Source organism: Luteolibacter sp. Y139, assembly GCF_038066715.1.
Lineage (GTDB): Bacteria > Verrucomicrobiota > Verrucomicrobiia > Verrucomicrobiales > Akkermansiaceae > Haloferula > Haloferula soli.
The window spans coordinates 332,699-347,060 of the sequence record NZ_JBBUKT010000002.1; the positions used below are offsets into that span (position 1 = coordinate 332,699).

Consider the following 14,362-nt stretch of genomic DNA (forward strand, 5'->3'; position numbering starts at 1 on the left):
CCGCAAGTGCATCCCCTCAATGGGTGCCCCATTGAATGGAGTATTTCACCTCGTTCCCACCGAGCCCCGGACGAAGAACTTGTGGGCTTCATTGAGGGGGACCTCAACTTCGACGCTGGTGGAGCCGTCCGGGTTCTGGTGGAGGAGCCGGTCCGCCGGAACGAAAGGAAGCCAAGACGACAGATCGTCGCTGGTATCCAGCAGGATCGCTGAATCGGGGACGGTGCCGCGCCGGGTGTAGCCCACTCGCAGGCCATTCGCGGAGTGGCCGAGCAGCCGGATCGGGTTCACGGCATCCTGCTGCAAGGGATCGCGCAGGAAGACATACTCGGTACCGAGATCGAGGCCGTCGCCGTCCGGGTCATCATGCAGACCAGTGAAGGGACCGCCGGCGGGGAAGTGGAGTGAGCGCCAAGCGCTGAAGTCGGTGAGGGGGAAGCCATTGGACGAAACTCCCTTGCCCTGAAGTGGGATCGTGATGGTGCCAGCGATGGTTTCGAGGTTCAAGGTTGAGGCTGTGTCGCCTTCCGCTGTCGGCTGGAAAGTAAGCGGCAGGGTGACGGGAGTGTCGGCGACCACCGGGAATTGGGCGGCTGAGTGGAGCTGGAATGGTCCGGCCCCAAGCGGTGACGCGGTAGCGGTGATGGGTTCGGAATTGTCTCCGGAGATCAACACGGTGCGGGTCAAAAGATCGCCTTGCATCACCGCTCCAAAATCGAGTGAAGCTGGCTGGATGGTCCATGGGGCGATGACTGTCATTTCCGCCAACAAGGGAACGGTGGGACGCAGCGGGTCATTGCTGGTCAAGCGGAGCTGCCGGCGGTAGGTCCCGGGAGCCAGTCCGGTGCTGTTAAAACTGAGGTTAAAGTCCGCGGAGGCACCGGGAACCAAGGTGCCGCCGGTGGCGGAGCAGCTCAGCCAGGAAACATCGCGCCCGCGCTGCAGGACGCTCAGGGAATTTGCCGCCAGCACGCGGGCGGAACCGGTGGTGTATCGGGCGTCCGAGAAAAGCTGCTGCCCCAGTGCGAGGATACGTCCCTGGCCCAAGCTGCCTTGAGCGGCGAAGCCGCGGCCATCGGGCAGGAGCGCGAGCAGGGAAGCTTGGCCGGTGGCCGCGAGTCCGATCTCGCAGTCCGTTCCCGTCAGGGCGGAGACGCCTTGCATCAGGGGGAGGACAGCGAAGCCCGTGGCTTGCGCGGTGGTCACGGGGACGTGAGCTGCACTCAGGCCACTGTCCTTGATCAGGCTATTCAGACGGCTTACGGAGGAATAGGTGCCACCTTCAAGGATCAAGGTGCCTCCGGACTTCACCCATTCGCGCAAGGCCGAGAAGTGGGAGCTTACCAACGAGGTCATGCGGCCGTCGATGATGATGGTGTCGTAGGCAGCGGGCGTCAGCAGCCCGGCAGTGGTCGGGATATTGGTCGGCGTGGCACCCCAAGTCGCGAGGTCGGCAAGGAGGGATTGATGGTTGTTCGCGAAGACACCGACCCGTAGCCCGGCCAAGACCGGGGATGTGGTGCCCGGCGCGGAGGGATTCATGACGGACGAGGTCCAAGTCAGGTTCTCGGGGCCGGCGTTTGCAACTTGGAGTGGCAGGGTCGAGGTAGCACCGGCAAAGCGGGTCAGTGGAGGAAGCTGGACTGGAGCTTCCAAGACGGGGCCCAAGGTTGCGGTTCCGGACAGGGGAATTGCCGGAGGCGGTGTCACGGCATTGGAAATGATGCGCAGATTCCCGCCATACGAGTTGGCGAGGAGTGGGCTGAAGCGCACTGTGAAAGTCGCCGACGCGCCACCTTTCAATGTAAGCGGGAAGGCAGGACCGGTGGCGGTGAAGCCCTCCGGAAGTTCCAGGGCGGAGATGATCACCGGCACCGTGCCCTTGTGGTCCACCCGCAGCGTGGTGCTCGCCGGCACTCCGGCCTTGGTGCTGGCGAAGGTAATGGACGACTTGTTTGGCAGCAGGGTCGACTCGGTGGGAACTTCAATCGTGATCGGAACGGTGACCGCCGGTTGGGCCGGGCTGTTGGTCGTGTACTTGAGCGTGGCCTGATAGGTGCCCGGGATCATGCCCGCGGAATTGATCGTGAAGCCCGCCGTGCTGGTGGCGCCAATGGCGGTCGTCCCACTCACCGGGGTTGGGGTGACGAAGCCGCGCAGGCGGCCGGCCATCCACGAGAAGCATTGGTCGGTGAGCTTGCGGTTGCCGGTGGAATTGTAGGTGAAGACATCGTAGAAAACCGAGGTCGAAGCAATCACCCAACCTTTGCCTTGCGGTCCGACGACGGTCGAATTGTTGAAGGTGGTGCTGTTGATCTGCCTCTTCGTGAGAGCCGCAGCCTGTCCACTGAGGTTGAACTGCAGGTAAGGGTAGCTGGTATCATACAGCGAGGTGATCCCGCTGGTGATGGGATGGGGCACGACCTGCAGCGAACCGTAGCCGCCAGTGCCCGTGGCTGCCACAATGCCGCCACCAGACATCAGCGAATTGATCTTCGTGATGCTCGAATTCTCGGTGGTAACCATCATGCAGCCACCATTTTCGATCCAGGTTTTGAGGGTTGCGATGTAGGCGGTTGATAGCGAATCGATCGTCTGGTCGAGAAGGATCACATCATAGGGAGTCGGGTTAGGCGAGGCGGCTGCCGCAAGATAGGTGACCGTGGCACCACGTGCGACCAGAGCAGCTTCAAGGTAGTCCAAGAAGGGATCAAAGACCGAGATGACCCCGATCTGCAGTCCCTGAAGGTCCTTGCCATTCGGGGCGGCATAGGGCGTGTATTCCACGCTCGCGCTCCATTGAAGGGCGGCTCCGCCGGGATTGCTGATGTTGAAACTCCGCGTTGCCGTGGTGAGACCGCCTTGGAGATTCACCGTGTAGGGAGTGGCATTGGTCGTAGCGAGCGGGGGCGGGGTGGCGGTGCCGTTCAGCGTGATTTCCGCGGCAGGAGTGTTCGCTGCATTCGAGGCGATCCTGAGTTTTCCCTGGAATGTGCCGACTTGTGGCGAGTTGAAGCCTAGTGTCAGTGTGCGGGACGCGCCCGGGACCAAGGTGAAGGCGCTGTCAGCGGGGGTTACGGTGAAGGGAGCATCGATGGTGAGCGAGGACACCGAGAGGACTTCGGTGCCGCTGTTGGTCACCGTTGCAGAGATGGTGGTGGCATTGGCACCGGCGAAGACCGAAGCGAAGGTCGCCGTGGTACGGGAGAGGGTGATGGCGGGGGTGCCGATGACGGTGAGTTCCACTGGGACAAGCACCACGGGACGTACCGGGTCATTGGTGGCCAGCTCGATGCTCGAGCGATAGATTCCGCCGATCAGCCCGCTGGCATTGGCCGTGACGGTGACATCGGCGCTGCCGCCCGCGGCGACGGTGCCGCTGGCGGGACTCGTCGTGCGGAAGGTGGGTGTTCCGAGGGTCGCGTCGAGGAAAGACGACATGATGCCCTGCACTTGGGCGTCGTCGCTCACGCTGCCGGTGCTGCCGACGTACACCAGATGGTAGAGGCGGGTATTGGCGGCGAGGCCGGAGATGGTATGGGCGTCGTCATTGGTGTCGCTAGCGAAGCTGTGGGACAGTCCTGGCTTGTCTTCCACGATCACGAGATGGTGGAGGGTCCGGAAGCCGGGACCTTGGACGCGCTTGAAGAAGCCGCGATAGGTCACCTGGCCGCGCTGGAGTAGAACGGAAGAGCCCACCGCAGCGCCGGCACCATTGGCTCCGAGATTTCCCCGGATGCGGAATTCATTCACGTTTTTCAGATCCGCCGCGAAGACAAAGAGTCCCGGGTACTTCCGCGTGAAGTACTGGCCGCTGGTTCCCAAGCTGCCAGGCGCAGCCGTGATGAGGCCATCCGTGTAGATCAAGTTGCTGTCGGAAAGATCGGTGGAGAGTTTGTTGCCGCCGTCGAAGAGATTTGCGCCGCCGTCAATGATCTCGCTTCCGGTGAAGCCTTCGTCGAAGTGCTCGCGATAGGGGATCGCGGCCGTGACGCTGGCCTGATTTGCATCCAGCTTGGTCAAGGCAGTGCTGAGATCGGTGGCAGACGTCACCGCGATCGATGGTACTGACCAAGTCAGGGCCGAGTTGCCTTGGTTGGCCAAGGTAAAGGAGCCGGTCATCGTGGTGCCCGCAGCGAGGGTGAATTGCAGGGGCAGCGGGGTCGCGAGCGCAGCAACGGGGGGGAGGATGGCACTGCCAGTGACGGGAACTTGAAGCGCCGGCTGGGCGGGCTCGTTCGAATGGATCGTCAGGCTGGCGGCAAGGGGGCCGCTGGCGGTGGCGGGTTGGTGGCGGACACGAACCACCACGCTGCTGAAGGCAGGGACGCTGAGGGGATAGCCAGTGCCGGCGATGGAGAAGTCCGGAGACGAAGAGTCGATGCCAGTGATGAGCAAGGTGGCCGCTCCGCGGTTTTCCAAGGTGAAGTTCTGTTCGCTGAATGTTCCCGCGCAGGTTGCGGGCATGGTGATGGATGCGGGCGTGGTTTCGAGGTCCGGCGTTCCGGTCACGGTGAGGCGCACCGGCACCGTTAGATTCTGGGCGGGGCTGGTGGCGGTCAGCTGGATCTCAGCGAGATATTCCCCGGCCGCCATGCCGGTGGTCTTCGCCGTGACCTGCAGGGGCGAAGCGCTGCTGGCGGCGGCGGTGCCGCTCGGCGGTGAGAGTTCCAGCCAGTCGATCATGCGGTGAGATCCCCAGAGCGCTAGGCGCACGGCGAGATTGAGGTGAGACACCACGCCAGTCTTGTCGTAGAAAACGTCGTCTCCGAAACATGCCACGCGTCCCTTGCCCAGGGATGAGATCGCACCCACGGTCGCGGTCCCCATTTTCATGATGGGCACGGCGGGGGCTGCGAGCGTGAGCTGCCCATAGTAGTAGGTGGCGGGCAGGGCCGTGACGCCGGTGGTGACCGGGTGGGGGAGGAACGTCGCGGCCGGACTACTAGAGTTCCAGTAGGAGAGCGTGATGCCGCTGCCGGCCAGGATGCTGTTCGGATAGGAGAAGTAACTATTCTGGTCTGCCAGGAACAGGGATCCGCCGTCCATGACCCACGTCCTCAGCAGGGTCAGGTTGGAACTCGACAGGTAGTCGACATTGCCATCAAGGTAGATCAGGTTCTTGCCCGAGATATTGCCAGCGGTGAGGCTGGAGTAGTTGATGTAGCTGGTGTCCGCACCTTCGGTCTTCAGCCGGGCCACCAGGTCATCATAGTAGCTGGAGGAACTGGAGATCACCAGGGCCTTCAAACCTTGCAGGGGCTTGGTGAGGGATCCATCTCCCACCGGCACCACGGTGGAGGTCCAAGAAACGGCGGAGGCGCCGGAGTTCGCGAGGTTCAAACTCTGGGTGGCGGAAGAGCCCGAAACCAAGGACAGGGCGAGGGTGTTCGGCCCCACGGACAGAGCTCCGGAGGCCATGCCGCTGCCATGGAGTCCGATCTGCCGCGGTGCCTGTCCGGGTGCATTGGTGGTGAGGGTCAGTGTGCCGACGACCTCTCCGAAGTCCTCCGGGCCGAAATGGATCGCGAGGCTGCGGGTTTCTCCTGCTGCCAATTGCAACGGGGCGGATAGCGGCAGCGAAAAGAATGGTGAGCCGGCAAGAGCGGCTTGGACACTCAGCGGGGCGGATCCCAGGTTGGTGATCTGTAGCGCCTGACTCCGGATGCTGCCGATGGAGGTCGGCTGGAATTCCAAGGCTTCGGCGGACACTTGGAGAATGGGCGCGCCGGTTACTTGCATTGCCAAGGGGATGGTCACTGCGGGACGTCCGGCCTGACTGTGGAGCAGGGACAGGATCCCCTTGTAATTTCCGACGTTGGCATGGCTTGCATCGAAACGCAGTTGCACCGGGGTGCTGCCGCCTGCCGGAATGCTGCCGGAGGATGGCTCCGCATAGACCCAGGTGAGACCCGGATCGATGAGTTGAAGAAAGGCTTGCATGACGGGGCGCGCCACCTCCTCCGCACCGAGTGAGGAACCGCTATTACCAGCATAGAGCAGATAATGGATGCGCCGGGTGCCGGACAGGCCGCTCACGGTATGATCGTCTTCATTCGTGTCCGTGGGGAAGCTGTGACCGAGCCCCGGTCGGTCCTCGACGATCACGAGCTGATTGATGGAGGGATCGCCGGCTCCGTAGGTCCGCTTGAGGAAACCGCGGTAGGTCCTGCCGTGAAAGGTCATGGTCAGTTCGCTGCCATCGACCGTGCCGGAACTATCCGCCCCGGTGCCGCCGGTGATCTGGAAATTGTCCACGCCCTGCATTTCGGCGGAGAACACGAAGAGTCCGGGATACTTGCGGGTGAAGTAGCGCCCGCCGGGGCCGAAGGATGCGGGCGAGGCTGTGATCTTGCCGTCGGAGTAGTTGAGGTAGGTGGTAGCGGCTAGGTTCGTGGCAAGATAATTGCCATTGTCGTACATGTCGTTGCCGCCGTCGGAGATGTTGGTGCCGGTGACGCCGTCGGTGAAATCGTAGCGGCCCGGGATCAGGCTGGTGATCGTCTGATAGTCGCGGTCGAGATCGACTAACAGATCGGCCAAGACGTCAGTGTCATTGGCGGATTCATTGCTGGTATCGCTCATACCCACGCTCCACTCGAGGGGCATGTCGCCCGGATTGCTGATGAGGAGTTGTTCGGTGCGCGCGGTGCCTTGAGGCGTGCTGGTGGAGAAGGCCAGCGGGCTGTAGTTCAAGAGGGCGCCCGTGAAACCAGTCCCACGGAGCTGTGCGCTCAGCAGAGGATGGGTGGGATCGTCAGAGCTGATCGTGATCGCCCCTTCTTGCAGCCCCACATCAGGAGGACAGAATGTGACCGGAAGCGTCAGCCGCTGCCGGGGTGCCAGCGTCAGAGGCGCGGGCGAAACAATGGCGAATGCGGGGTGATTGATCGTAATCGCTGAAATCGAGACCGGTTGTGTTCCCGGGTTTTCGATGGCGATGTTCCGGATCGCGGTGCCATTGACGGCGGAATCCGGGAAGACCAACTCCGCGGGATCGAAGGAAATGGCGGGAGCGTCGGAGACGCTGAGCTGCACCGCGATCTCGCGTTTCGGGGTGGTGGGAGAGTCGGTAGTCAGCACTAGCCCCCCTTGGTAGATGCCCGCCTCGACGAAGCTGGCATCGAACAACAGTGTGACGGTGGCCGTCTCGCCCGGAGCCAACGTGCCCGAGACCGGGTCTGCGATCTGGAGCCAGCGGCTGCGTGCCGCCAGCCAGTCCACCGCTTGATTGACGAACAGCCGGGTCTGTCCCGTGGCCCAGTCGCTGGTGTAGTGAATCTCGTTGCCTGCCATGAAGACCCGGCCGGCTCCAAGCCAGGAGGCCGCAGCAAAGATGTCGCCCGAAGGAGTGCGGACCAACGCCTCCGCCGGGCCGCTGACCGTGCAATGGGCGCCGTAGGAACTCGCCCCGATTGAGGTGACATTCTCGGTGATCTCGTGGGGCACGATGTCGGTAAGCGTCTCGAAGATGAAGCTATCGTAGACGAGCCCTTGAATGCCGCTGCCGTTTGCCAGCGCGTTGATGTTTCCCATGGAGACGCTCTCGTCGCCTTCCAGAAAGAGGGCACCGCCCGCCATGGTCCAGGCGCGCAAGAGGGCGATGTCGGCGGCTGTCAAGGAGGACGCCGTGTCGTCGAGGACGACGATGCTGATGCCATTGAGAGAAGTCGCGCCAAGTGGCAGGGTGAGCGCTGTGACGGAGGCACCGCGGCTGCCCATTTCGGTTGCGAATTCGGAGAAGCTCCCCGTGAGCATGCCGATCCCGACGCCGCCCAAGTCCACGTCGACATCCTCGACCGAAGGCAAGGCGTCGTGGACCCGCACCGCACCGGGGCGATCCGGATCCTCCTCGGTTCCGGCGACATGAGCGGGCAGGTTCGTGCTTTGGTTGGCCGAGATCGAGGCCACGGTGGACTGCCATTGGAGAGGGACGTTGCCGTCGTTGGTGATCTGCACCGTGCGGGTGGTAGAGTCGCCCGCCAAGAGGGAGACGGAAATGGATTCTGGTGCGGCAGAGAGTTGCGCCTTACCCAAGCGGAGCTCGAGGCCCTCGGCATTGGGAGGGAGCGTGACGGTCGTGGTCGTGCCGGCCATGTAACCGGCAGCGGTCGCGCGGAGCTGATAGCTTCCTTCGTAAACCTGGAAGTCGAAGTGTCCGTCTGCGTCCGTGGTGATCGTGCCGCCAAGTGGTCCGGAATAGGTGAGGGCGGCACCACCGATAGCTCCCAGACCATCCTTGCGCAGCACCTGTCCGCTGATGCGGTGGAAGCTGTGGACTTCAAGTGGCCGCAGGGACGTCCAGCTTTCGCCGGTGGCGGGAGTCACCGTGAATTTAAGCGGCACCTGGGCCGGAGTCGGGAGATTGGGAGCGAGAGCGATGGTGAAGCGATGCAAGCCGGTGAGCTCTCCGGGATCCAGATAGCTGAGCGGGAAGGGACCGCCTGTCACGGTCACGCCGGGCGTTGGCGTTTCGAGGCCGAGTGTCGCGGTGCTCGCTTCCGCGGGCTCCGACCCGACGTTCTTGAATGCAACATCGAAGGTAATCGTTTCACCAGGGCTGGCGATGCCATCGCCGTTTCCGGCCAGCTCGGCGACCTCGACCACGCTCGGAAGCACCCGGGGTCCCGAAACGTACTCGGCGGCGCGGTGCAGATTCAGGCGTCCGCCCGAAACGCAGATCCCGTTCAATGCAGGCAAGCGATCGGCCGTTTGCAGCAGCACCTCCTTGATGTCCATATGGCTGCGTTCCGGACTGATGGCATAGAGCAAGGCGGCGGCGCCGGAAACATGGGGCGTGGCCATGGAGGTGCCGCTCTTGGTGCCGTAGGTATTGCCGGGCGTCGTGCTATAGATGTCAGTGCCAGGAGCGCCCAAATCGACGGTCGTCTTGCCGAAGCAGGAGAAGGATGAGAGCGCATCGGTGCGCGTGGTGGATGCCACGGCGATGACATTGTCGAGATTGTAGGTGCTTGGGTAGTGAGGGGTGATGTCGTTGTCCGTGGCATCGTTGCCAGCGGCCGCGATAAACAATTGGCCCGCGGCACCGGCGTCGCGGATGGCCTGCTCCAAGGTGGCGCTGTAGGCACCACCGCCCCAGGAATTGGATGTCAGCGTGACCCCAAGCTTGCGGCCGTAGTTGACAGCGTCGACCGCGTCGGAGGTGCTGCCACTCCCGCCTGGGCTGAGGAATTGCAAGGCAACCAGTGAGACTTCCCAATTGACTCCGGCAACGCCGATCAGGTTGTCACCCACGCCACCGATGGTCCCGGCGCAGTGGGTGCCGTGGCCATTGCCGTCGGTGGGGTCTGAGTCGTCGGTATAGAAGTCCCAGCCATGGACGTCATCGATGAAGCCATTGGCATCATCGTCGATGCCATTGGCCGGGATCTCACCGGGATTGGTGTACATGTTGGCGGCCAAGTCCGGGTGACTGCCATCAATGCCGGAGTCGATAATGCCGACGATGACATCGCGGCTGCCGGTGGAGATGCTCCAAGCCTCCGGGGCATCGATGTCAGCATCCGCGACTCCGGAAGACTGGCCGGTATTGTGCAGACCCCAGAGCGAGGAGAAGCTGGGGTCCGACGGCGTCACGTCGGCGAACTGCAGATAGTCGGGCTCGGCAATCGCCAGTTGCTCGTTTCCGAAATCCGCGCGGAAGCGTGAGATCAAGCCATCCACGGCATCGAGTATGGCATGGGGGGCTTGGACGAGATAAACGTCGTCGGTGAGCAGCTTCCGCCGGATCTTGAGACCCTGCCGTGCGCACCAGTCTGCAACAGCCGCGCGGTCGAAGCCGGCGGGGAAGCGCATCATCGCGTGATCAGCGACCTGGATCGTGCGGCTCAGGCGCTTGTCCCGGCCGTCGGGCAGGTGCTGCCATGTCTCTTCAACCTGAAGCAGGGGATACTTGAAGGAGCTTTCAACGAGTTGTGAAATACGCCGCCTGTTTTGGTTGCCGGGCAGGCTGAGTTCGCGACGGTCGAGAAGCTTGGCCGTGGCCAACAGGTGATCGGCGGGAGCCTCCACCCCTGCGGACGAATCCAGTGCGTTGCGTTCCGGTCCGCTCTGGTCACGGGAGTCAGGGCCCGCCGTGGAAAATGCTGTCGCTTCCGTAGATGCCGTGCTGTCGCCGCTGCCAGTCACCGGGGCGTGGCGGGGACTCAATAACAGGAGCAGGGCAATGAGAAGGAGGGCAAGGAGCGTGAGGAGGCGCTTCATGGCAGTGGTGCGCGGACGAGAAAGACACCGCGGAGACCATGCTATGCCGGATCCGGGCGCAATTATCCCCGGATGATGAGTAATTCAGCGGCCCGGGGTGGGCCGGAGATATGGAACCCGGGCCTGCCGTGCAAGCAAATCACCCCCCTTCACGAAAATGTCATCATTCCTTCAAATAGACCTTTTCCCCGCCCTTGGAGGCGCTCTCGTAGATTGCGCGGATGACGGCGACCGGCTTGCGGGCTTCGGCGGCGGAGACGGTAGTCTCGCGGCCCTTCTGGATGGCGTTGACCACTTCCTCGAAGTTCCGCTGGTGCTGGTAGAAATTGATCGCCTTGGGATCGTTCGCGCCAAGGCCGGCGGCTTGGCCTTTCATGAGCGTGGAGCGGATTTCGGCGTCCTCCGGCTTCTCGTTCATGAAGTCCCAGATTTCGAAGGCTTCATCGGCGAGGAAGACGGAGCCCTCGGTGCCGCTGAGTTGGACGCGGGCCGGGTGGCCATCCTTCGACCAAGTGCAGGTGGAGCCTTCGATCACGCCGCGTGCGCCGTTTTCGAATTCGACGATGGCGACGGCGATGTCTTCCACCTCGATGCGCTCGTGGGCGAGGCACGCCATGCTTGCCTGCACGGCTTTCACGGGACCGGCGAGATAGATGAGGGCGTCGATGGTGTGGATCGACTGGTTCATCAGCGCACCGCCGCCATCGAGTGCCCAGGTGCCGCGCCAGCCGGCGGAGTCGTAGTAGGCTTGGTCGCGATACCACTTCACGTAGCAGGAGGCCGAGGTGAGCTTGCCGAAGCGGCCTTCGTCGGAGGCCTTCTTGAAGGCTTCCATGCCGGGGTGGAAGCGGCGATTGAGGACAGCGGAGAGGGTCTTGCCATTCGCCTTGGCGGCGGCCATGAGCTGGTCGATGCGCTCGACGGTGACTTCCAGAGGCTTCTCGCAGATGACGTGCTTGCCGGCATTCAGGGCGGCGAGGGAGGGATCGAGGTGAGCGCCGGACGGAGTGCCGACGGTGACGATTTCCAGCTCGGGATCGGCGAGGAAGGCAGCCATGTCGGAGTAGGCCTTGGCACCGTATTCGGCGGCCAATTTCTCGGCGGCCTCACCGCGGAGGTCGAAGACCGAGTGGAGTTCGCCACCGGTCATCGCGGTGATCGCCTTGGCGTGGAAGTGGCCGATCATGCCGGCACCGATGATTCCGAATTTCATGGTTTTGGTGTGAAAGAAAGAGGGTTTTCCTGCGGGTCAGGGCTGTATGACAAGGTGCCCGTGAAGCTCGCTGCGATGAGAAAAGCGGGGGATGACAAACTTGTCGAGAAAAGGCTTCCCTAACAAGCTTTCAGGCTTGCCGGATCGTCCACGGCACTCTGGAGTCGCCGAAACTCAAGAACGGTTCTTTATGGCAAACTTGTCCGACAACTCTCAGCACAGGGCATGGTGGACCCAGCTCAATGGCTACCACTGGTTCGTCATGACCGTCGCCTCGCTGGCGTGGTTTTTCGACTGTCTGGACCAGCGGCTGTTCTCGCTGGCGCGCAATCCGGCGCTGAAAGCACTGATGCCGGGAGCGCCGGACGGAGACATTCAGGCGGTTGGCAAGGAGGTCACAGCCCTGTTCCTGGTGGGCTGGGGGATCGGCGGCATGATTTTCGGGGCATTGGGGGACCGCTATGGTCGCTCGAAAATGCTCACCGTCACGGTGCTGCTCTATTCGATCTTCACCGGGTTGAGCTTCTTCAGCACCCACTATTGGGACTTCGCGATCTATCGCTTCTTGACCGGCGTTGGCGTCGGCGGCGTGTTCGGTCTGGCCGTTGCCTTGATCGCCGAAACGGTACCGGATGGAGCGCGGGCTGGGGCGCTTGGGACGCTTCAGGTTCTTTCCACCGTCGGAAATATCACCGCGGCTTTCATCAACATGGGCGTGGATGCGCTGCAGACAGCCGGAACCATCACGCCGGGCACGGGCTGGCGGTGGCTATTCCTGGTGGGCGCGGTGCCAGCCTTCCTTGTGTTCTTCATCCGGGGCTACCTTAAGGAGCCCGAGCCGTGGTTGAAACTGAAGCGCGAGGGCCGCTTGCCGACGGGGAGCATTTTGGCCCCTTATGCCGCGCTGCTGCGTGACGCGCGGTGGCGACGCAACCTGATCGTGGGAGCCATCATTTCCTCCACTGGCGTGGTGGGGCTTTGGGCAATCGGGGAATATGCGGTGGACCTCCAGCGAATTGTGTTTCGCAAGCATTTCGAGGCCACGGGTGCCGTGGGGCCTGAACTCGCCAAGCTGGTCAATGGAGCGGTGACCAATGCCTACCTCCTTACCATGGTCGGCGCGGCGTTCGGGATGTCTTTCTTCACGTGGCTCTGTGGCAAGACCGGCCGCAAGGTGGCCTTTGCGGTTGGGTTCTCGTCTGCCGCGATCATCACGGCGCTGGTCTATTGGAAGATGAACTCGCCGATGGATGCGTATTGGATGACGCCGCTGATGGGCGGGGCGCAGCTTGGCGTGCTCGCTGGCTTTGCGATCTATTTGCCTGAGCTTTTCCCAAGTCGTTTGCGGAGTACCGGGACGTCTTTCTGCTACAATCTCGGTCGCTTTGCCGCTGCTGGCGGGAGTTTCTTCTCCGCGGCCCTCGCCAAGGGAGCGTATGGCCAATATGGCTCGCCTGACATGGAGCGCTACTCGGCCATGACGATGTGCGTGATCTATCTCGCGGGGATCATCGTCCTAATCTGGGCTCCGGAGACGAAGGGGAAGCCGCTGCCGGAGGATTGATCACTCCCGCGCTGCGGCGAGCTTCGCGTCATCGAGGTCCAGCCGGTAAAGGATCTGATTGTAGTTGTAGCGCGGCGTTGGCTGCGCGTGGTCGGCGAACTCAGCGGTGTAGGTTCCTTCGAAGACGATGAAGCTCGCATCTTCCGGCGTGAGCTCGGGGTGAATGCGCGGGTTGTAGAAGGTGTAATTGTCGTGGGTCAGGACCTTAACGGCCTTGCCCCACGGGCCCATGGGTGAGGCCGCCTCGGCATACCAGATCTCGCCGAAGGCGGAGGGCTTGCCGTGGAGCTGGGTGAAGATGGTGACCCAACGCTTGCGGAAGGGATTCCAAGCCACAGAGCCGCGGTGGGGCTTCACTTCCGAGCCGTCTTCGGCCGAGCGTGGGGATGGGGGAGTGGTGACCTTTTCCCATTGATCGCGCAGTTCCCAGCCTTCGAAGGTGGCCGGGCAGCGCATGGTGGGAAATGGATCGCCGAAGAGGATCCATTCCTTCTTCTGTTCGTCTTTCCAAAGGAGCGGATGGCCGCGCGGAATGAGGCCTTTTTCTCCGTCGCCTTCCTTCCATAGGACCCGATGCCGGGTGAAATTTTCGGTCTGGCGGTCCCAGGTGCAAAGGCCGACTTCATATTCGTCGAGGTGGCCTTTGATCTTCGAATAGGTCGCTACCAGCCGTCGTCCGGAGTAGCGGTCGGGGATCTCGACCATGCCGGTGAGCCACGTCGGGCCGTCGCCGGGGATGGGAGCGACGCCGCGCACCTTGCCCTGGGCGTCACGGAAGTGTTGGAAGGGAATCGAGAGTGGGGGCTTGAACTCCGGGATGGGTTGAACAGCGGTACGGGCTGCGGTGGACTGAAAGACTCCGAGGGGATAGCCCGCCAAAGTGGTGTCCCCCCACAGCCAGAACAGTTCGTTGCCTTGCCGCGCCACAAGAACGGAATCGCAGCCGAAGACGCCGGTCTCCGAGGCCTTCGCTTCGCCGCCGAGCTTCTGCTGCTCCGCGAACATGCCTGCTCCTGTGAGCCGGCCTAGCCGCTTGGCAATGTTTCGTCGCTCGACCTCGATGCGGATGGTTCCGCCGGCTGTCGGCGAAGTCCGGATGCCCTCGTAGCCGAAGCCGTCCTTCTTCACGCCGTAGCCGTGGCCCTTCACGCTGAACCAGACGGCGCGGTCGAAGAGCTCGGGATCTTCCAGGGCGATCAGGCCGGCATTGTCGCTGACATAGCGGGCGTCGTGGGTGGTCCGCAGCTCGACGAGCGGGACAGGCCAGCCGTTCTCCTTGTCGACGATTTCGATGCGGCAGGGCTCGATCGCGAGTCCGGCGGATGAAAGAGCGAGCAGGGAGAGGGCGGCCTTCATGGCCG

The 14,362-nt window shown here is 62.7% G+C and carries 4 protein-coding genes; 1 reads left to right on the plus strand and 3 read right to left on the minus strand.

Annotated features, from left to right (window positions below; translation table 11 throughout):
• Positions 1–45 precede the first annotated feature (45 nt).
• Both WKV53_RS06340 and WKV53_RS06345 read right to left on the minus strand, forming a co-directional pair.
• Complete coding sequence (locus WKV53_RS06340; protein WP_341403519.1) at positions 46–10,224, minus strand: S8 family serine peptidase; 10,179 nt, start codon at positions 10,222–10,224, stop codon at positions 46–48.
• 163 nt (positions 10,225–10,387) lie between these two features.
• Positions 10,388–11,437, minus strand: a complete 1,050-nt coding sequence (locus WKV53_RS06345) for a Gfo/Idh/MocA family protein (protein WP_341403520.1) — start codon at positions 11,435–11,437, stop codon at positions 10,388–10,390.
• A gap of 199 nt (positions 11,438–11,636) precedes the next feature.
• Between WKV53_RS06345 and WKV53_RS06350 the strand changes: the two genes are divergently transcribed.
• Positions 11,637–13,001, plus strand: a complete 1,365-nt coding sequence (locus WKV53_RS06350; protein ID WP_341403521.1) for an MFS transporter — start codon at positions 11,637–11,639, stop codon at positions 12,999–13,001.
• On the opposite strand, the gene WKV53_RS06355 is transcribed toward WKV53_RS06350, so the two are convergent.
• A complete protein-coding gene (locus tag WKV53_RS06355) occupies positions 13,002–14,357 on the minus strand; it encodes a glycoside hydrolase family 183 protein (protein WP_341403522.1) in 1,356 nt (451 codons plus the stop codon).
• Positions 14,358–14,362: the final 5 nt, after the last annotated feature.

Excerpts from the sequence above, each read along its gene's own strand:
- WKV53_RS06345 (WP_341403520.1), bottom strand. The coding sequence starts at position 11,437 with ATGAAATTCGGAATCATCGGTGCCGGCATGATCGGCCACTTCCACGCC.
- WKV53_RS06340 (WP_341403519.1), bottom strand. The coding sequence starts at position 10,224 with ATGAAGCGCCTCCTCACGCTCCTTGCCCTCCTTCTCATTGCCCTGCTC.
- WKV53_RS06355 (WP_341403522.1), bottom strand. The coding sequence starts at position 14,357 with ATGAAGGCCGCCCTCTCCCTGCTCGCTCTTTCATCCGCCGGACTCGCG.